Origin of the sequence: Chryseobacterium daecheongense (assembly GCA_027920525.1) — a bacterium.
Lineage (GTDB): Bacteria > Bacteroidota > Bacteroidia > Flavobacteriales > Weeksellaceae > Chryseobacterium > Chryseobacterium proteolyticum.
In genome coordinates this window covers 1,714,494-1,734,161 of record CP115858.1, presented here as the reverse complement: position 1 = coordinate 1,734,161, position 19,668 = coordinate 1,714,494, and the positions used below count along the sequence as shown (strand labels likewise).

22 protein-coding genes and 1 riboswitch are annotated in these 19,668 nt (G+C 35.1%); of the genes, 12 read left to right on the top strand and 10 right to left on the bottom strand.

The window, feature by feature from the left end:
- Positions 1–4: 4 nt before the first annotated feature.
- The 4 genes from PFY10_07615 to PFY10_07600 all read right to left on the bottom strand — a co-directional run bounded on the left by PFY10_07615 (position 5) and on the right by PFY10_07600 (position 2,812).
- A complete protein-coding gene (locus PFY10_07615; protein ID WBV58313.1) occupies positions 5–226 on the bottom strand; it encodes a hypothetical protein in 222 nt (73 codons plus the stop codon).
- Between the two features lie 24 nt (positions 227–250).
- A complete protein-coding gene (locus PFY10_07610; GenBank protein WBV58312.1) occupies positions 251–1,297 on the bottom strand; it encodes a DUF6263 family protein in 1,047 nt (348 codons plus the stop codon).
- A 284-nt stretch (positions 1,298–1,581) separates the two neighbouring features.
- Positions 1,582–2,340, bottom strand: coding sequence for a 23S rRNA (guanosine(2251)-2'-O)-methyltransferase RlmB (rlmB, locus tag PFY10_07605; GenBank protein WBV58311.1), 759 nt, complete (start codon positions 2,338–2,340; stop codon positions 1,582–1,584).
- A 1-nt stretch (position 2,341) separates the two neighbouring features.
- Entirely contained in the window at positions 2,342–2,812 is a 471-nt protein-coding gene (locus PFY10_07600; protein WBV58310.1) for a DinB family protein, read from the bottom strand.
- 406 nt (positions 2,813–3,218) lie between these two features.
- On the opposite strand from PFY10_07600, the gene PFY10_07595 reads away from it, so the two are divergent.
- The 10 genes from PFY10_07595 (at position 3,219) to PFY10_07550 (ending at position 11,993) form a co-directional block, all read left to right on the top strand.
- The gene (locus PFY10_07595) at positions 3,219–4,223 is read left to right on the top strand and encodes a MoxR family ATPase (GenBank protein WBV58309.1); all 1,005 of its coding nucleotides are present in this window, start codon (positions 3,219–3,221) and stop codon (positions 4,221–4,223) included.
- 5 nt (positions 4,224–4,228) lie between these two features.
- Entirely contained in the window at positions 4,229–4,720 is a 492-nt protein-coding gene (locus tag PFY10_07590) for a GNAT family N-acetyltransferase (GenBank protein WBV58308.1), read from the top strand.
- Between the two features lie 57 nt (positions 4,721–4,777).
- Complete coding sequence (locus PFY10_07585; protein WBV58307.1) at positions 4,778–5,641, top strand: DUF58 domain-containing protein; 864 nt, start codon at positions 4,778–4,780, stop codon at positions 5,639–5,641.
- A 32-nt stretch (positions 5,642–5,673) separates the two neighbouring features.
- Positions 5,674–6,576, top strand: a complete 903-nt coding sequence (locus PFY10_07580; GenBank protein ID WBV58306.1) for a hypothetical protein — start codon at positions 5,674–5,676, stop codon at positions 6,574–6,576.
- Entirely contained in the window at positions 6,569–7,561 is a 993-nt protein-coding gene (locus PFY10_07575) for a VWA domain-containing protein (GenBank protein ID WBV58305.1), read from the top strand. Before PFY10_07580 ends, PFY10_07575 begins: the two co-directional genes overlap by 8 nt.
- Positions 7,561–8,568, top strand: a complete 1,008-nt coding sequence (locus PFY10_07570; protein ID WBV58304.1) for a VWA domain-containing protein — start codon at positions 7,561–7,563, stop codon at positions 8,566–8,568. The genes PFY10_07575 and PFY10_07570 overlap by 1 nt, the downstream gene beginning before the upstream one ends.
- 96 nt (positions 8,569–8,664) lie before the next feature.
- Complete coding sequence (locus PFY10_07565; GenBank protein WBV58303.1) at positions 8,665–9,414, top strand: tetratricopeptide repeat protein; 750 nt, start codon at positions 8,665–8,667, stop codon at positions 9,412–9,414.
- A 32-nt stretch (positions 9,415–9,446) separates the two neighbouring features.
- Positions 9,447–11,147 (top strand): BatD family protein, encoded by a 1,701-nt coding sequence (locus PFY10_07560; protein ID WBV58302.1) that lies wholly within the window; start codon positions 9,447–9,449, stop codon positions 11,145–11,147.
- A gap of 43 nt (positions 11,148–11,190) precedes the next feature.
- Positions 11,191–11,793 (top strand): MarC family protein, encoded by a 603-nt coding sequence (locus tag PFY10_07555; protein ID WBV58301.1) that lies wholly within the window; start codon positions 11,191–11,193, stop codon positions 11,791–11,793.
- Positions 11,794–11,798: 5 nt separating this feature from the next.
- The gene (locus PFY10_07550) at positions 11,799–11,993 is read left to right on the top strand and encodes a hypothetical protein (GenBank protein WBV58300.1); all 195 of its coding nucleotides are present in this window, start codon (positions 11,799–11,801) and stop codon (positions 11,991–11,993) included.
- Between the two features lie 815 nt (positions 11,994–12,808).
- Here the strand turns inward: PFY10_07550 and PFY10_07545 are convergent.
- The 5 genes from PFY10_07545 to PFY10_07525 form a co-directional block, all read right to left on the bottom strand.
- Positions 12,809–13,783, bottom strand: a complete 975-nt coding sequence (locus PFY10_07545) for a chorismate-binding protein (GenBank protein ID WBV58299.1) — start codon at positions 13,781–13,783, stop codon at positions 12,809–12,811.
- 185 nt (positions 13,784–13,968) lie between these two features.
- The gene (locus PFY10_07540; protein ID WBV58298.1) at positions 13,969–14,397 is read right to left on the bottom strand and encodes a hotdog fold thioesterase; all 429 of its coding nucleotides are present in this window, start codon (positions 14,395–14,397) and stop codon (positions 13,969–13,971) included.
- A 15-nt stretch (positions 14,398–14,412) separates the two neighbouring features.
- On the bottom strand, positions 14,413–15,009 hold the full coding sequence (locus PFY10_07535; GenBank protein ID WBV58297.1) for a 1-acyl-sn-glycerol-3-phosphate acyltransferase: 597 nt from the start codon (positions 15,007–15,009) through the stop codon (positions 14,413–14,415).
- 310 nt (positions 15,010–15,319) lie between these two features.
- Positions 15,320–17,035, bottom strand: coding sequence for a PspC domain-containing protein (locus PFY10_07530; GenBank protein ID WBV58296.1), 1,716 nt, complete (start codon positions 17,033–17,035; stop codon positions 15,320–15,322).
- Positions 17,036–17,046: 11 nt separating this feature from the next.
- The gene (locus PFY10_07525; protein WBV58295.1) at positions 17,047–17,376 is read right to left on the bottom strand and encodes a PadR family transcriptional regulator; all 330 of its coding nucleotides are present in this window, start codon (positions 17,374–17,376) and stop codon (positions 17,047–17,049) included.
- A gap of 294 nt (positions 17,377–17,670) precedes the next feature.
- Between PFY10_07525 and PFY10_07520 the strand changes: the two genes are divergently transcribed.
- Together PFY10_07520 and PFY10_07515 are read left to right on the top strand one after the other, a co-directional pair.
- Positions 17,671–18,357 carry an FG-GAP repeat protein gene (locus tag PFY10_07520; protein WBV58294.1) on the top strand — a complete coding sequence of 229 codons (687 nt, stop codon included), beginning with the start codon at positions 17,671–17,673 and terminating at the stop codon, positions 18,355–18,357.
- A gap of 5 nt (positions 18,358–18,362) precedes the next feature.
- Positions 18,363–18,953, top strand: a complete 591-nt coding sequence (locus PFY10_07515; GenBank protein WBV58293.1) for an HD domain-containing protein — start codon at positions 18,363–18,365, stop codon at positions 18,951–18,953.
- 37 nt (positions 18,954–18,990) lie between these two features.
- Here PFY10_07515 and PFY10_07510 read toward each other — a convergent pair whose 3' ends face one another.
- Positions 18,991–19,374 carry an acyl-CoA thioesterase gene (locus tag PFY10_07510; protein ID WBV58292.1) on the bottom strand — a complete coding sequence of 128 codons (384 nt, stop codon included), beginning with the start codon at positions 19,372–19,374 and terminating at the stop codon, positions 18,991–18,993.
- Positions 19,375–19,486: 112 nt separating this feature from the next.
- Positions 19,487–19,665: riboswitch (cobalamin riboswitch) on the bottom strand.
- Positions 19,666–19,668: the final 3 nt, after the last annotated feature.

Below are 19,668 nucleotides of genomic sequence, written 5' to 3'. Positions count from 1 at the left end.
ATTTTTACCTTTTATCCTTCGTTTCTTTTACTTCCTCGTAGTCCACAGTTTCTGCGTCCCAATTGATCTTTGCATTCTTTTTTGAGTTTTGTATATCCTGCTGCTGTTTATTATTGTTATTGTTGAAACGGTAACTGTAAAAAGTCTTAAAAAAAAGCCTTCTAAGGATATTCCAGACAAAGAAAAGAATAATAGCTGTAAGTACTAGCTCAAGAATCCACTTCATATTTTTTTATTTTATAAGCCTCAATTATTTAGCAGATGGATTTACCATTACAGAAGAATTGGAAACGCTTTTCATGGATTGAGATTGTTTTCCATCCGAAATGGTTTCTATCTGCGTTGTTTTTACTGTAATATTCTGGTTGTTGATCCATCCTGTATTTTCATCAAACTTTATAGTACCGTTCTGTACCAGCTCACTGCTGATGCTGTGAGTCATTGCTCCCTGGGCCTGTTTATCGGTCTTTTTAGGAATTCCACCTGTTACGCCAATCTCAGCAACCCCATTTCCAACACTTTTTAATACATAATTTGAAGTCACTTTAATCTTACCGTTAGGATCAGCATTTTCAGTATTGGTCCATTTTTCACCTATTTTAACACCCTTTTTAGGTATAATTGTAAGGTTTTTGCTGAACTGGTCTTTCAATACTTTTTCGTTAAAACTTTCCTTCAGACTTGCTACAACACTAGCTTTCTGATTGGCATCCTTTACGATAGTACCTACTGCATTGGAAACTTTTGTATAAACTGGTTCAAAACCGGTAATCGAAATTACATTTCCTTTTGTATCCATTTTCATGTTCAGTTTATTGCTTGTCAATGCCCTGTTGATGTTCCAGATCATTTTAAGGTCATCTTCTTTAGGAATAGGCTGTTTAGTATCTACTACAATAGTTTTTCCTTCTGCAGTCTGAGAATTTCTTTTGGAAATAAGATTAAGTGTAATGTCGTAAATATTGTTTTTAACGTCATTTACAGTAAAACTCATCTCATCTGTGGATTCACTTGTTCCGTTCAATGTTTTCCCCTGAGGATCTGTCATTGTTTTTACATCCCTCTGATATGTTGTTAAAGGATAGGTTTTTCCTTTTTCAAGTTTAAAAGTCTGGGTATAAATTCCTGCAGAATCTTTAATTGCAGCATTTTCTGCAACTTTTGCAAGTGAATCAGCCGGAACTTCCACTGTAACGGTCTTTCCTGTTTTGGGATCTACTTTTGTAATTTTTGTTGTTTCCTTTTTACACGAAACCAATGCTATGGATATTAGCGCTATTGCTGCTATGTTTTTCATTTAATTTATTTTAATTTTTTACTACTGTTTTTATTTATTTTGTCTGCAATATCCTTACAGTTACTCATGGTATAGATATTATCATCCATTTTTCGTTATAGCCGGTTAATAAGTCAGCAGAGTTCGTGCCAACTATCATTTGCTTTATATTTAACGGACCGGTAATATATTCTGAAAAAAGATTTTCATAGTTTTTACGGTAAATCTTTTCAGGAATATTGCCGACAAATTGTTTCCCTCGCATTAGAGTATCTGTACGCTGTTTCCGGAATTGTTTTCATGGATTAAAGATTTGGAGAGACAGCCATTTTCTGTCTTACCGCTTCATATAAAATCGCACCACAGGCAACAGAAACATTTAAAGATTGGGTTTTTCCTTCGATAGGTAATTTTATTTTTTCATCGGAATGGTGTAAAACTTCCTTGGAAATTCCAGTTTCCTCGTTACCCATTACAATAGCACAAGGCTCTGTAAAGCTTACATCATAGATAAGCTTTTGTGCCTTTTCTGTTGCTGAATATACAGCAATTCCGCTTTGCTGAAGAAAGTCTACAGTATGAGCAAGATTGGCCTCTTTACAAATCTTCACATTATAAATAGCACCTGCTGAAGTTTTAATGGCATCAGAATTAATAGGGGATGCACCTTTTTCCGGAATGATCACAGCGTCAATTCCTACGCATTCTGCTGTTCTGCATATAGCACCAAAATTTCTTACATCAGTTAATCGATCCAGGATTAATAGAAAAGGAGTTTTTCCCTCTTCAAATAATTGGGGTACTATGTCTTCTACTTTATGGAACGGAACATCTGAAATAAAAGCGACAACACCCTGGTGGTTTTTTCTTGTAAAGCGGTTAAGCTTTTCAATCGGAACGTAATTGGGACGTATTTTATTTTGAGCTAAAATTGTTTTCAGTTCAGCATAAATAGGACCTTGCAATGCATTCTGCAAAAAGATTTTGTCAATAGTTTTTCCCGCTTCAATAGCTTCAATTACCGGACGCAGTCCGAAAATAAAATCGTCTTTCTTATCTGTCATTTTAATATTTTTCTCCTAAAATTGCTCTTTTTTGTGCCAAAAGGTAACCATAATGCAGGCTTTCATGCATATTATTAAAAATAATTGCATCCTGAATGCTCTTCAGATCCATTCCAAAACTTGTGGTATAAGGTGTATAATCTGAAAAGAAATCACTGTCATAATCCTTCATTAAAATCTTTGAAGTTTCAGTTAATAGAAACTCTAAATCTTCAACTTCCGACTTTTGAACGTTCAGGTTGGGCAGCGTTCCTTTTTTATATGTTTCAATCCAGTATTTATCAATCCTGAAAGGGTTGCCACTCAGATAATAATGCAAAAGCTGCTGGGTAGCAACGGTATGTGCAATATTCCAATACATATTATTGTTGAAACCGTCCGGAATCAGCAAAAGATCTTCATGAGAGGTGTTTTGCAGTATATCCAAAAGGTTTCTCCTTACCTGTCTGTGAGCCTGAAAATGATAATTCATTTTACAAAAATTTTAATCTCCAAAAATAGTTTAATAAACTGGAAATGACAATTTTTTGGTCGGAGGATTAAGATAAAAGTTGTTAAATTCAGACAAGCAACCTTTTTATTAATATGATCATTAATACATTGTCATAAATTTTTTCCAATCTATAATTTTATCTGGATTTGTAATAAAGATAATATATTCTGATGCTTTGGAGCGGTAGGTTTGTATTTATATGAATGTGACAATAGGAGTAAATTTGGTTTTGTTAATTGATTTAAAAATTAACCCGAAGATAGATTTTCTAGATATTTCATTAAATCCCGAAAATATTTAACAAACTTTAACTCAAAAATGGCATTCATTATGTTGATTAATGCAAGTATTTATTAGAAATTTACCAACTATTTTAAATTAAGCTATGTCAGATACATACCAGGCAGAAGATATTCGCCAGCTCACGGAGAAAGTAAAGGAAAAGAATTATTTGTTTACGCTTCTGAGACAGGAAATCAATAAAGTTATTATTGGACAGGGATATATGATAGACCGGCTTTTAGTGGGTCTTTTAGGGAATGGGCATGTCTTGTTGGAAGGTGTTCCTGGATTGGCTAAAACTTTAGCGATAAAAACTTTGGCTGATGCCGTTCATGGTGATTTTTCAAGGATTCAGTTTACTCCGGATCTGCTTCCGGCGGATGTGGTAGGAACCATGATTTTTAATATCAAAGACAATGACTTTTCTATAAAAAAAGGACCGGTATTCGCCAACTTTGTGCTTGCGGATGAGATCAACCGAGCTCCGGCCAAGGTGCAGTCTGCTCTTTTGGAGGTAATGCAGGAGAAACAGGTGACGATAGGAGATGAAACGATGAAGCTTCCGAAGCCGTTTTTGGTATTGGCTACCCAGAATCCTATTGACCAGGAGGGAACTTATTTATTACCTGAAGCGCAGAGCGACCGTTTTATGCTGAAATGTAAAATTGATTATCCTGAATTTGAAGATGAAAGAAAAGTGATGAGAATGGTTTCCACCTCTCACCAACCATCTGTTCAGCCTGTCATTTCACTGCAGGATATCGTAGATGCTAAAGAACTGATCAACCAGATTTATCTGGATGAAAAAATCGAAAAATATATTCTTGATATGGTTTTTGCCACCCGTTATCCTGAAAATTACGGTCTTGCGGATCTTAAAAACTATATTAGCTTCGGAGCCTCTCCAAGGGCTTCCATTAACTTAGCAATTGCTTCCAGAGCATATGCTTTTCTGAAAGGAAGGGCTTTTGTGATTCCTGAAGATGTAAAAGAATTGGCCAAAGATGTTTTAAGACATAGAATTGGTTTAACATTCGAAGCAGAAGCAGAAGAGATATCATCGGAAGAAATTGTTAACAGGATTTTAGCAAAAATCCAGGCACCTTAATATTTATGAATGATGTTGTGATCAGAAAAGCTGTCCTTGAAGATTGTGTTCCTATGTTGGAGCTGATCAGGGAACTTGCCGAATATGAAAAGGCTTTGCATGAAGTTACGGTAACTCTGGAAGAATTTATTGATGCCGGATTTGGAGATGCACCTGTTTGGGGAGCTTTTGTAGCAGAGGTAAATGCTGAAATTGTCGGAATATCCTTATACTATAACAGATATTCAACATGGAAGGGAAGAAGGTTGTATCTGGAAGATCTTGTGGTTACAGAAAGGATGAGAGGTAAACAGATCGGTAAAAAATTATTTGATGCAACCGTGGAATTTGGAAAATCCAATAATTACAGTGGAATGATGTTTCAGGTATTGTATTGGAATGAGCCTGCCATTAATTTCTATAAAAAATACCATCCTAAATTTGATAATGAGTGGCTGAATGTCTCAATTGATTTCAAAGACGGAAGCTGGAATAAGCAACAGGAAGTTGAAAATTAAATGCTGAAAATTTTATATTTTCTTCCAGGCCTTGAACGTTAAATTTTCTAGTATTGTATGCAGATAAAAGATATTGTAAAAAAAGTAAAACAAATAGAGATCCGTACCCGAAAGAAGACGGAGGCTACTTTGATGGGACAATATCACAGTGCTTTTAAAGGGCAGGGGATGACCTTTTCGGAAGTCCGGCCTTATCAGTTTGGAGATGAGATCAGAAGAATTGACTGGAATAAAACAGCCCGTTTCCGTGAGCCTTTTGTAAAAGTGATGGAAGAGGAGCGTGAACTTACTATGATGATTTTGGTCGATATTTCAGCTTCCATGGATTATGGGACAAAAACCCAGTTAAAGAGAGAATATGTGGCGGAAATCGCTGCCAGTCTGGGTTTCTCAGCGGCTGGAAATAATGATAAAGTAGGCCTGATCCTGTTTGCTGATAAAGTATATAAAGTCATTCCGCCGCAAAAAGGAAGAAAGCATATCCTTTCTATTATCAGTAATATTTTAACCGCAGATTATGTTCCTGCAGTTTCGAAAATAGATAAAGCTCTGGAATATATGATGGGCATTTTCAAGAGGAAATCGTTAGTGTTTCTTTTTTCTGATTTTGAAGATGCTTATGATTCTAAAATGCTTAGGGTGACCTCTAAAAAACACCAGTTGTTAGGAATGAGGATTTATGATGAAAAAGATAACGAGATTCCGGATGTAGGCTATGCATTATTTTATGATTCTGAAACAGGGAAGCAGGTTTGGGCCAATACTTCAAATGCAAGATGGAGATATACTTTTGCTGAAGCCCAGAAACAGAAAGTAAGGGCCATAGAAGAGGATTTTGCCAATAGTTCTGCCAGTTTTATGAATGTAGCTGCAGGGGAGGATTATTCAAAACTATTGTATAATTATTTTCAGAAGAAATAATTGAATTAAAGGGGCTTACAGCCAAAATTGAATTGAAATTGAAAAAAATACTTTTTATATTATGTTCTCTCATCTGTGTTAATGCTTTTTCACAGATACTTTCTTCGCACCTTGAAAAACAGACACTGGCTTTGGGAGAGGTTAATCACTTTGTAATCAAAATTGATAATCTCAATAATCAGCCGGTAGGTGCAGCTCCTAAAAATGAGCTCCTGCCATTTCATTTTGAAGAGGTGAAGGACAGCATCGGAACGAATGCAAATACTTATGAAAGAAAGATAGAATTTGCGGTTTTTGAAGAGGGAAAATTTACTATTCCGGTATTGGAATTTAAAGTGGGAGATAAAATCCTAAAGACGATTCCCTATGAAATAGATGTTATTAATACGGCTCAAAAAGGAGATCAGATTAATGATATCATGAAGAATAAGGAAGTAAAACTGGAAACCAGGGATTACTGGGAGCTCTATAAATGGTATATACTGGCTGCTTTGGCATTAATTGCATTGATTATTGCGATTATTATGTACCTTAAATGGGGCAGGAAGTCAAAAAGTGAGCCGGTTGTAGCAACAAACCAAACGTTGAAAGAGCTGGATTCACTTAAAAAGAAAAAATATATCGAAGAAGGCAATTACCGTTCTTTTTATGTAGAACTTATTGATATTTCCAGGAAGTTTATTACCAAACAATATCATTTACCAGCTGATGTATTACTTACGGATGATCTGGTGAATCTTATGAAACAGAATAATACCATATCTCTGGAAAATGAAAAGATAGTGGAAGAGGTATTTTTCAGAGGAGATCTGGTGAAATTTGCTAAAACATTCCCCGATCAGAAGACCATGGAAAGGGATCTTGCAGATATCAGAGAATTTGTAAAAAGATCTTCCAAAGATCTTGAATTTGAAAACTTAAGAAAGGATGTTTAATTTCGAGTTTTATAGTCCGTGGTTTTTGCTGCTTTTTCTGTTGTTTATTCCCCTTTTATTCAGGGATGTGAGCAAACAGAAGAAAAAAGGTATAAAAGTACCTACTGTAAAAAATATGGATAACAGCGGTGGTATTCTTGCTGTGCTTTTTTTACTTAAGATTTCAAAATATATCATACTTTCGGCACTTATTATTGCGATGGCAAGGCCAAGGACCTTTACGATTTCACAGGATAGAGATGATACAAAGGGAATTGATATTATGATGTCCGTAGATGTGTCTTTAAGTATGCTTGCTAAAGATTTGACTCCCGATCGTCTAACGGCACTGAAAGATATTGCTGTAAAATTTGTTGAAAAAAGACCTAATGACAGATTAGGGCTGGTTACCTATTCGGGAGAGGCATTTACTAAAGTTCCTGTAACTTCTGATCATCAGGTGGTCATTGATGAATTGAAAAATCTCAATCCATTGGAGCTTCAACCCGGAACTGCTATCGGTGAAGGGCTTTCCGTAGCGGTGAATCACTTAAAAAACAGTAAGGCAAAGAGTAAGATTATTATTCTTATGACAGATGGTGTGAATACGATCGAAAATGCTATGCCTACACAAGTTGGTGCCGAACTGGCTAAGAATAATAACATTAAGGTCTATTGTATAGGAATTGGAACGAATGGATATGCACTGATGCCTACTCAAACCGATATTTTCGGAGATCTTGTATTTACCGAAACTGAGGTGAAGATAGATGAACCTGTTTTAAGGGAAATTGCTCAGACTACGGGAGGAAAATATTTCAGGGCTACATCAAACAGCAGTCTTGAAGAAGTATATGATGAAATCAACCAATTGGAAAAATCTGATGTAAAGGTTTCCAAACTGTATAATTACCAGGAGTATTTTAAAATATTTCTTTGGATCGCTTTGGGAATGCTTGTTATGGATGCATTGTTAAGATGGGTGTTTTATAAATTTTTGAGCTGATGGATTGGTATTTAGGAAATTATTGGTTTTTGTTGTTGCTGTTGCTTTTGCCGCTGCTCGGATTTTTATTGGTTCGCTATCTTAAATGGAAGAATAAAAGGAAAATCATCTTTGCAGACAATAAGTTTCATGAGGAGCTTTTCGAAAAAAAATCAGGCTTTACAAAGATTTTCCCGACGCTGTACCTATTAGGAACATTATTTTTAATCTTTGCGATCATCGATTTATTAAATGGTTCTGAGGAAATCAAGACCAATCAGAAATTGAATAATGTCATTTTTGTTTTGGATGTTTCCAATTCGATGAATGCGGAAGACATTAATCCTAACCGCTTGACTGAAGCAAAAAACCTCATGATCAATACCATGCAAAAAATGAGAAGCGATAAAGTGGGGATTGTAATTTTTGCAGGCGAAGCTACTTCCATTATGCCTCTGACCACAGATTATACTTCTGCTGAAACCTATATTAACGCTATTGAAACGAGTTCTATGCAAATCCAGGGAACGGATTTCCTGAAAGCCATGCAGGCAGCCGTGAATAAGTTTAAAAATGTAAGTAAGGGAGCCCGTAAGATTGTTTTACTAAGTGACGGGGAAGACAACGAAGGAAATGATAACGCTGCGATAAAGCTTGCCAATAAGGAAGGGATTATGGTAACATCCGTGGGGATCGGATCCGACGAAGGAGCTCCTGTTCCGGAATATGTTTTCGGACAATTGATGGGATATAAATCCGACAGGACCGGAGAAACTGTTATTTCAAAAAGACAGACCGGCGCTTTGAAAAAAATGGCTGAATCTACCGGTGGATCATATATTGACGGAAATAACGTTAATGAAGCTCCGGACAGGATTATTGATGCGCTGAATAAAAAAATGTCATCATCAGAAACCCTTGTGAAATCGCAAAACGCCAATCACTACTATCAGTACTTTTTAGGGATATCTATATTGTTTTTTTTCTTAATTTACATTTTTAATCCAAAGAGAGATTTTAATGTTTAATTTTCTCCATTTTTTCCAGTATTTTTAAAAGATACTTTAACCGAATTTTAACAAATAAAAGCCTGTTTATTAACATATAAAGGAATAATTTTGCATATGATGAATACTAAAATCATTTTTTTATCGTTTATAATTGCTTTTCTCACATCAAATTCCCTGTTTGCTCAGGAAAATTACAGAACATTGGTGTATGAGGGCAATCAGAAATTCAACGGTAAAAATTATGATGGAGCATCTTCTAAATACATGGAGGCTATAAAATCCAATGATAAAGATTTTACGGCCCATTATAATTTAGGCAATGCGTTGTATAAAAGTAAAAAATATGAAGAGGCAAGGGTTGAATTTGAAAAAGCACAAAAGCTCTCTCAAACCTTGCCGGATAAAGCAGCGGCTCTTTATAATTTAGGGAACACTTATATGCAGACAAACCAGCCGGATAAGGCAGCAGAATTGTATAAGCAATCCTTAAAACAGGACCCCTATAACGAAGCTACTCGAAAAAATTATGAAATTGCGAAGTTGAAGGAAAAAGAAAGCCAGGAAAAGAAGAATCAACAGAATAAATCTGGAAAAGGCGGTGGCGGCAAAGACCAACAACAAAATGATGATCAGAAAGGTAATCCAAAAGATCAAAAGCAAGACCAAGGTAAAGGCCAGCAAAATCAGGGAGAAAGCCAACAGGGAAATAACCCTGACCAGAAGAAGAATAATGAAGGCAAAATGCCCAAAAATCTTGAAAACGCAATATTAAATAAAGTAAGCGAAAAAGAAAAAGAAACCGCCAGAAGAATTTTAAATAAAGATTCTTATTCGATGCCCGAAAGCAACGAGAAAGATTGGTGATGCAACATAAACTGATTTACATAATACTTCTATTGACTTCCGTAATTTCTTACGGACAGGTTAATATTTCCGTAACTCCTGATAAAACGGATTATAGCAGCAAGGATATTGTAAATCTCACCATCGTTCTTGAACTGAACGGGAGTGAATATAACCAGCAGACTCCACTGCGTTTACCCGACTTATCCAAATTCAATATGGTTGGGAGCGGATCTGTTAGCAGTGGCTATATGGATCCCGAAACCAATACGGTTATTACACAATACGTGACCCGGGTAGCTTTGGAGCCTAAACAAAAAGGGAAAGTAAAAATCGGTTCCGTACTGGTTACCATCAACAATAAAATCTATAAAACCGAACCGTTCGATATTTTTGTAAGGGATGTTGAGAAAAAGTCCGTAGCCAGCGCTTCAAATGACGTATATCTTAATATGGAAATTGAAGACAGGGAAGTATATCAGGATCAGCCTACCATTGCTGTATTAAAGGTTTATTCCAGAAATATTGATAATTTCAGAAGGGTAAAAAATATTCGTCTTCCCAACCAGGGAAACATCAATGTTCACGCAATTAATTTCAACAGATCTGAAATTGATCCTTCTGACTATGGAAATATGGCTTCACAGGTTTTAGCCATGTTTATGATATTCCCTAATGAAGCAGGATATGTGGAAGTTCCTTCTGTTTCAGCCTCATTAAGCAGCTATGCCAGTAAAAATAAAATACTTTCCAATAAAGTAAAACTTAATGTAAAAAGATTACCTGAAGGCTCACCGGAATGCTTTAAAAATGCAGTAGGAAACTTTAACGTGAGTGTTTTTAATGCAACTAAAGAAAAAGTTGAAGTTAAAAAACCGTTGAATGTGATCATAAAGGTTTCAGGAGAAGGGAATTTAACGGATATGAGTTTACCTACGATTGCAGAATCTCCGGACTATGAAGTTTTTAAGCCTAAGATTACAACTAAGGTAGTTCCCGGATTAGCAGGGATTAAAGGTGAAATTCTGGCAAATTATGTTGTTATTCCTAAGAAAGCAGGACCCATTTCAATTAAAACGGAACAGTTTGCATTCTTTAATCCGACAAGTAAAGAATATGTAGACCTGGGACAGGAAACATTATCGGTAAACGCTTTCTCCCATGACCAGATCATGGAAGCCCGATCTACGGTTGAAAGAGTAAATGAGTACACAAACAGTCTTTTAGAAACGGTAAATACACCAGTTCTTAAGACGACAACGTTTAAAGTTAAAGAAAAGAATAAGTTTCACTGGAACATTCTTTTAACTAACATTGCTATTCTTCTTACTTTGTTTGTTCTATATCTGTTATTCAAGACTTGGCAAAAAAAGCGTAAATTGATTAAAGAAACTGTAGCTGTAAAACCTCTGGGATCTGTAGCGGAAACAGAAAAGGAGATACGACAAAGGCTTAAAACTGATGTTAATGATTATTTCAGTTATCTGGAAAATCTTAAAGACAGTGAAGACTACCAGAAATTCTTTCAGACGGTTGATGAACTGGATGCAGAAGTAAGGAAAGAGTATTTCCAGGGCTCTTCAAAAGATTTTGTGAGTTTCCTTGAAAGCTATAAAGGGGTGGCTGTTGCTGAAGAATACAGAACTTTATCACAAAAGATCCAGATAGAAAAGTTCTCTCCTGTGAAATCATCAGAAGGAATGGATGAGCTGTTGATCGCTATTGTTAATTTGTATTCAAAGATTAGCAAATAGTTATTTATTTTTCATATTTTTGCGAAATTATTAAATACGAAAGATGGAAATTTTTGATCAGTTTTCTTTGAAAGAAGTTCTAACCTGTTTTATGGTTCTTTTTGCTGTTATTGATATTATCGGGTCGGTTCCTATTGTTGTAAGTCTTCAACAGAAATTCGGACAGATTGAAGCGGGAAGGGCATCAATTACAGCAGGGATTATCATGATGGTTTTTTTATTTGTAGGAAATAAAATCCTCAAATTCATTGGAGTGGATGTTAACTCCTTTGCCATTGCCGGGGCATTTGTCATTTTCATTATTGCTATAGAAATGATTCTGGGAATTGAAATCAATAAAACAACGGAGGCCAAGTCAGCATCTATTGTTCCTATCGCTTTTCCTCTTGTTGCAGGAGCAGGAACATTAACGACGACTTTATCCTTGAGAGCTGAATTTCATGATATTAATATTATCTGTGGAATAATTCTCAATACAATTTTCGTATATTTGGTGCTGAAATCAGCTAAGTGGCTGGAGAAGAAAATGGGAGAAGCTACATTAGCTGTTCTACAGAAAGTTTTCGGTATTATCCTTTTAGCTATTTCAATTAAATTATTTACCGCTAACTTTGCCCAATTGGTGCAAAACTATTTTAATTTTTAAGAATTATGCAGAAGTTTTATAAAGTATTTTTAATACTATTTATCGTTTTCATCGCAATTAATCTTTACGCGTTGGACTGGCAGTCAGAAGTTTTATCTGAAGATAACCTGAAGTTTGTTTTTTCAATTGCTTCCGCGGTGATCGGACTCATTTTACTTTTCGTATTGAATACCTGGAGTAAGATAGGAGTAAAGAAATAATCTTTTTTAAATAATATAAAAACCACTTTCAATAAAATTCGAAAGTGGTTTTTTATTTCCTATATTTTATCGATTCTGCTGAAGCCTATTTTTCCTGATTTACTAAAGTAAATATGGGCTTTAAAATTAAAGGTGAATACTGTATTGCATAACCAGCTAATAATACGATCATTAGAAATACAATAGCTTTTGTAATTTTATTACTTCTTTTTAACATCATTTTGTTTTTTTGTTTTATTAGTCACATCAGATCTCAGGATAATAGCAAAGCCTTATCTTAAGTACATATGTTAGTTCAATCAGTTATGGATATAGTTTGTGAACTACATTTTTTGAATTTTAGTAAAATTTGCGAAAGTGAGGAAGGATATTAATGAAATAAGAGCATCAGGGATCTTCCTCCTATGATAATAGATAGACTTTTTCATTCATTTGTTTTGTGCAAAATTACAAAAAAATAAATGAATCGTATTTTATTTATTGATTATCAACTGTTTATATTGTTGTTTATAGATGTTTTATTAGGAAAATTTTCAATAAATCATATAATTGAATATTAGTTTTTAATTTAACCTAGCAATTACATAATAATTTATTTAATTTTCAAAAACTTTTGATCTCTTAGTAAGCGATTACTTAATGTATTCGTTTTTAACCCTTGATCAACAGAGGATTTATGGGGAAGTCCTAAAGAAAAGTATCTGGTTGTAGCCTTCAGGATAGGGTGGCTTTCGTCTTGGTTTTATACGAACTGTTATTCCTGTTATAAGCAACAACAAAGAGCGCCATATTCTTATTTGTGTGAAGGTTCGGATTTAAGAAATCATCAGATTTTTTAAAACAGCTTCAGATTTTAGTTCTGTTTCCTGCCATTCTTTTTCAGGATTGCTTTGTGCCGTAATTCCACCCCCTACAAATAAATGCACTGAGTTACTATAAAGTTTTGCACATCTTAAATTCACAAAATACTGTATGGTTTCTTCAGTCTCGATTTTGATATACCCGGCATAAAATTCACGGGGGAATTTTTCATATTCTTCGATCTTATCCCTGCAGAAGTCTTTAGGGATTCCACAAACGGCAGGAGTAGGATGTAGCTCTTTAATGATATGGTCTACATCTTCAGGTTTGATCTTTGCTTTAAAATCCGTTCTGAGATGTTTAATATTTCCTGAAATATGATCATATGTTGCAGATCTTTCTATATGACCCAATATGGCATACTTCTCAAAAATATCCTGAATATAGTTTGAAACCGGTTTTTGTTCCTCAATTTCTTTTTCGGACCAGGTTTCAGATACGGGTAGTGTGCCTGCCAGGCTCATGGTTTCAAAAGTATGGGTAACTTTATCAAACTTTCCTAATACCTCTGAAAAAGCTCCCATCCAGGAATTCTCTCCATTCACAAAAACATATCTGAAAGCATTGGGATAAGCATTGCATAGATTTTTAAAACTTTCCTTTACATTGATTTCAGAAAAGTTTTTAATAATTTTTCTTCTCGAAAGAACAAGTTTTGGCAGATTGTTTTCTCTGATTACTTTAATGACTTTGCCCAGCTTATCCAGATACTCATCTTTAGTTTCGCCGGTATAACCATCGGGATCGCTGGGTAAAGAAAATTCTGTGATTGTACGATTATGAAAATCTTCTGCTTTGACTTCGATGATATCACCTTTGAAACGGAGATGGCCTGAGTTATGAAATGGATAAACGGTTACTGAATTCTTTAAAGATTCTTTATTGGTGGTATATAGCTTTTCGTTAAAAGGAAATTTGAAGTAAATCATGATTCTGCTGCTTTTAGAAAAATGCCTAGAAAAAATAAAAATGCTAAGCTGCTTTTCCGTTATGCAAAGGTATTGTTAGTCTTAGAAACGTCAAAATCAATTGGATTGTTTTTTGAAATTCTTGCACTATATCATAAAAAAGACTCAAATATACTTGAGCCTTTGTATTTTTATTAGTAATGAAATTACCGGTTGATGATGTTATTGGTCATTGTGGTGTGGTTGATCAGTTGTCCTTTTTCGTCACGGATCTCAATTTCAGAAACATGCATTGTTTTTCCTTTTCTTATGAAACGTGCCGTACCGGTAATAATTCCATCTTTTTTGCTTCTTAAGTGGTTGGAGTTGATGTTGGTACCGACACCATAGTATTTCTCACCGTCGATAAAAATATTGGACAGGCTTGAACCCAACGTTTCCGCTAATACACAACTTGCTCCTCCGTGGAGAATTCCAAATGGCTGATGTACTCTGGGTAAAACCGGCATTGTTGCCGTAAGGACTTCGTTTTCCTGATCAATATCGATAAATTTTATTTCAAGTGCTTTTGCTAAGGTTTCTTCACCCCAGTTGTTAAGAAAGTTCAATAACTCCTCTTTGGTCATATCTTTCATATAGCGGTAATTATTTTATGATTGTGCTCCATTTTCTGTTCCCATGATATTGGGATTCCAGTTGGCAGGAACTTTCGGGACAATATCATTTTTTATATAATAATTCTGGATCTCATCCATAATTTCTGAAAAAGGAGCCGAAGCAATTCTTTCATAAGGGATCGTATATCCGAGATAAATAATCTTCCTTTTAAAATCCCCGGCAGCCAGAACAATAGGAACTTTTGCAGCTAAAGCCATATGGTAAAAACCTTTTCTCCATTTCGGAACCCAACTTCTGGTTCCCTCGGGAGTAATAACCAAACTGAAATCTTCCTTTGCAAATTGCTTGGCAACAAAATTAACAAGATCATTTTTCTGACTTCTGTCGATACCAATTCCTCCCAGACCTTTCACGATTCCGCCATACCATCCTTTGGTATGAGCATCTTTAATGATTATCTTCAATGGCTTTTCCAAAGACCAATAAGCAAAATTCCCTAAAATGTATTCCATGTTATGGGTATGAGGTGCTACTACAAGAATACACCTGTTAAGGCTGTCAACGTCGCCCTGAAGCACGACTTTCCAACCCATCAGTTTCAACATTATTTTGCCGATTAGTTTTTTCATAGATTTCGTATTAAAACAGAAAAAGTATAACCAAAAGGTTATACTTTACAAATATATTGAAATATTATCGCTCTTAAAATAAACCGCTGATTAAATCTACGATTTTCATTATAATTTCTAATGCTACTTGTACCATGGTTGAGGTTTTTTTAATTGATTTGGTTATGAATTAAATAACTATACGAAGGTATGACAATTTTTTAACATAAAGAACTAATAAATAATATTTTTTGTCACTTTTGAGAGAAGAAGAGTGTGAATTTCAAACTGTTGTCTTCCATTCACACCTTCTGCCACTCTCTGCAGTTTATTATTTGGTTTTTATGGAAATTTCGTCTTTTCCATCCTTGATCTGGATGTCTACTTTACCTTTTTTCTTGATGTCAGACTTTACGGAATCCATTATCTTTTCTGCTTTAGAGTTTGGAACTTTTTTTCCGTTGATAATGATGCTATCCTTATCATTGGAGTTGTACTCTATAGTAGAACCATTAACGGAGATCTTATTTTTCTCGATTCTGATATTTGCCTGATCATCATCAGAATTTTCATCATCGTCATCTATTCCGTCACCGTTCAGGTCCCCGTCGAAATTAATTCCGTCTTTTTTGATTGGAAGTACCACTACATTCTGTGGAACTACAAGCTCATATTCTATACTGTAATCTCTGAAACGATGTTCATATGGATATTTGATATAATTAGGGAGTATCACCTTGTTGTTTACAACTTCTACAGGAACACTTACGTTTAACGGGATATTATATCCTCTTGCTTCTTTTTTAATGATTAAGTAAGGGGTTTTTATATCGGCTTTTCTTGTTACGTCAACATGGATCCAGTTCTTTTTGAAAACGTTTACTTTATCTGAGTAAAGGTCATCGTCATATCCAAGGAAGTTTTGTGGAATAACAATTTGCTTAAGATCTACATAAACACTGTCTGATGTCGTATTGATAGATACCTCTTCTGTGTCTTCTTTGTGGCCTTTTAGAAACATGTCTTTTCTTGCCATGCTCACTCCGAAATAAGTAGATAATGCGATCAATCCAAGGAATAATGCTCCCAAAACCCAACCCGTATTTCTTAATTTTGTTTTAGGCGAAATTAATTTGATACTTAATAAGGCAAATAACAGGGCAGGAATTAAACTTCCTAAAATGATCATGGCCATAATGGTATACTTCATTCCGTCATTGTCGAAATAGAAATTCATTTCGTTAATAGGAGGGAAATCATTAGTTCCCATAAATCCGAAGACTACAAATACTCCGATCAGACAAGAAAAAGAGATCAGTGCGAAGATTCCTCCGAGAACATATCTCACTACGTTCCATATCCCGCTTCCTGCATTATTAATGTAAGGTTTGTTTTCGATGTATATTTCTCCGACTCTCTGAGTAGATTCGTTGGCAAATTGTACCAGCTTATTCGATTCATTTTTAAGATTGTCGAAGTTCATAGGCTTTCCCTTCATTTTCAAAAAATCTGCAGCAGTTTCTGCTTTGGGAAGTACGATCCACAGAATAATATAAAGTAATGCAATAAGTGAAGAGGATATAGCAGCTGTAAATATTCCCAGGATAAATACTCCAAGCCAGATTGCTCTCATGGCAGTAATATCCATTCCTACATAATGGGCCAGACCTGCACACACACCGGCGATCTTTTGTCTTTCAGGATCACGGAATAATTGTCTTTTGTCTGAATATTCAGCGCCTGAGTGGCTTGTTCTTTTAGAGTTTTTCTCTGAATAATATGCTTCTTCCTGTTCTTCGATTTTTTCCGGTGTTCCGATTTGTGCAATTACTCCTTCTACATCAGTATCGTTGATAACTTCTCTTTTTCCTAATGAATCTCTGAAGATTTCAACCATTCTTATTTCTATGTCATGCATTACCTCATCTGCTTCTGAAGCATCCAGAGAGCTTCTTAGGGCATTAAGGTAATCGCTTAGCTTTATGTATGCGTGTTCCTCTATTGTAAAAGAAAAACCTGCGAGTCCTATTGAGAGTGTCTTGTTCATAGCTTTGTTTTTTAATTTTTTTGAGTGATTTGGTTTACTGAATCTGTTAATTCGTTCCAGGTATTGAGAAGTTCACCTAAAAACAACTTTCCTTTTTCTGTAATCTGGTAGTATTTTCTCGGTGGACCTCCTGTTGATTCTTCCCATCTGTAAGAGAGAAACTCACCATTTTTTAATCTTGTTAAAAGAGGGTAGAGTGTGCCTTCTACTACATCCAGTTTTCCTTTTTTTAGTTCATCTATAAGGTCGGAAACATACATTTCACGATGATTGATAAGACTTAAAATACAGAATTCCAGAATCCCTTTTCGCATTTGCGCTTTGGTATTTTCAGTATTCATCTTAATAAGGTTTTAATTAGTTATATTTAGAATCCGGTTCCTAGCTAGTTGAACCTATTCTTATTTTACATTACAAAGATATGTAATTAAAATGGTATTATGCAATACAAAGTAGTGAAATTTTTATTTATTTTTATTTAATTAGCTGATTTTCAATTAAATAAATTTTATCTATTTTTTTAAGAAAATCAAAATCAATTAAAATAGAAGATAAATGATGGTCATTCTTAACGCTATTCTTATTTTTGTTATGGAAATTTTCAGTCATCTGTATACTGAGCAAAAAAGTTAATTTTGAATAGTTCTGTAATCTTGATCATCTTTATTGTTTTAGGATCTTTTTGCTCCGGTCAGCAGCATTTTGAAATTAAAGATGGATCCTTATTGTATAATGCGGAGATCACTGTTCAGGATTGTGATGCTGATAAATGTAGTGGAAATGGTACAATTATACTGAAAGATAAAAGGACCTCGCGGACTTTACAGGAGTTCACTTCTGATGATCTTTATTTTTACCTTGGTAAGGATCAACAACCTAGTGTTAATGTTATTCAGCTTTATGATGAACAGAGCCCGCTGATATTTAAAGATTTTAACTTTGACGGTTTTGAAGATATTGCTATCCGAAATGGTAATGAAAGCAGCTATGGTGGTCCTTCCTATGATGTATATGTCTATAATACGACAAGAAAGCAATTCGTGATCAGTGAGGAATTAACTGATCTTGCCCGCGAAAATCTGGGAATGTTTCAGACAGATCCAAAAAGGAAAAGACTCATAACTTTTTCTAAATCCGGTTGTTGCTGGCATTTAACCACAGAATACAGGGTGCTGCCCGGAAAAGGGCTTGATAAGATCTTTGAACTGGAGGAAGATGCCATGAATGGTGAATCTGTAAAAGTAACCCGACGCGAAAAGATTAAAAATAAATGGATCATAAAAACAAAGAGATATCCAATCAAAGAATATTATAAAGAATAGGAAACATGAAAATACAAAAGGAAATTGATTTTATCCTTGCTGTAGATGCATTAAAAAATGTACAGAGAAGGAATTATAATGCGGATGATTCAAGAAGAGAAAATACTGCTGAACACTCATGGCAGATCATTATTTTAGCACAGGTACTTTTCCCCTATGCTAAAAACAGGGCTGATATCGATCTGTTAAGGGTGATACGGATGCTTTCTATCCACGATCTGGTAGAAATTGAAGCTGGAGATACATTTTTATTTGACGAAAAAGCCATGGTGGGCAAATTTGAAAGAGAAAAATTGTCTGCCCAGAAAATTTTCGGGATTCTGGATGAACCATTGCGTTCGGAATTCTTTAATTTGTGGTTGGAATTTGAAGAAGAGCAAACCCCTGATGCTATTTTTGCCTGTGCAATAGACAGGATCATGCCGTTTATTCTGAATTCGCATACTTCAGGAAAAAGCTGGACAGAAGCTAAGGTAACAGAAAGCCAGATCAGGAATATGCTGGAAAATGCCATCAGCCGGGCTTCTGATGAAATGGGAGAAGCATTCCAGTTTTTACTTAGTAAAAGTTTAGAAACAGAAAAAGTTTTAAGATAAATAAAAACGCAAGCCGAAGGCTTGCGTTTTTTTCTGATTATAGTATCTGTACAGGCTTTTTAAATTCGTCTATAGCTACGAAAGTGAAATCTCCTACAATAGCTCTTTCTCTTTCATACGAATACATCTGTTCTGTATAAATTTCTACGTTTACCTTCATACTGGTAGTCCCGACATGGGAAACTGTTCCTATCAATTCTACAATAGTTCCTGCAGGAATAGGCTTTTTAAAATCAATTTTGTCGCTGCTTACAGTTACCACTCGTTTTCTTGCAAAGCGGGTAGCGGTAATAAATGCCACTTCATCCATCAATTGCATCGCTGTACCACCAAAAAGGGTATCGTAATGATTGGTTGTGTTGGGGAAAACCGCTTTAAAGATTCTGGTTTCAGATGCTTGAATTCTTTCTTCTGTAGTCATATTTCATTATTAAATTAAAGCGGGATGAAATTATTGAAATAAACAGAATAATCAAGGAATTAGTATATTCCTGAAAACATCCATCAGATCAATAAACTTCAGGCCGCGAAAGTTTCTTGTTCAAAGAAAAGGCAGGTCTCCTGACTTGTAACATCTTTAATCCCTTCCCATGCATGGCACGGTGGATCCTACATAAAGACTTTTGTTACTTACAGTTGCGCGACAGCTCGTGATTTTCACACGATTCCCTTTTAATCTGCGTTAGGCAGAACCCATTCCTGTGATGAATAAGTG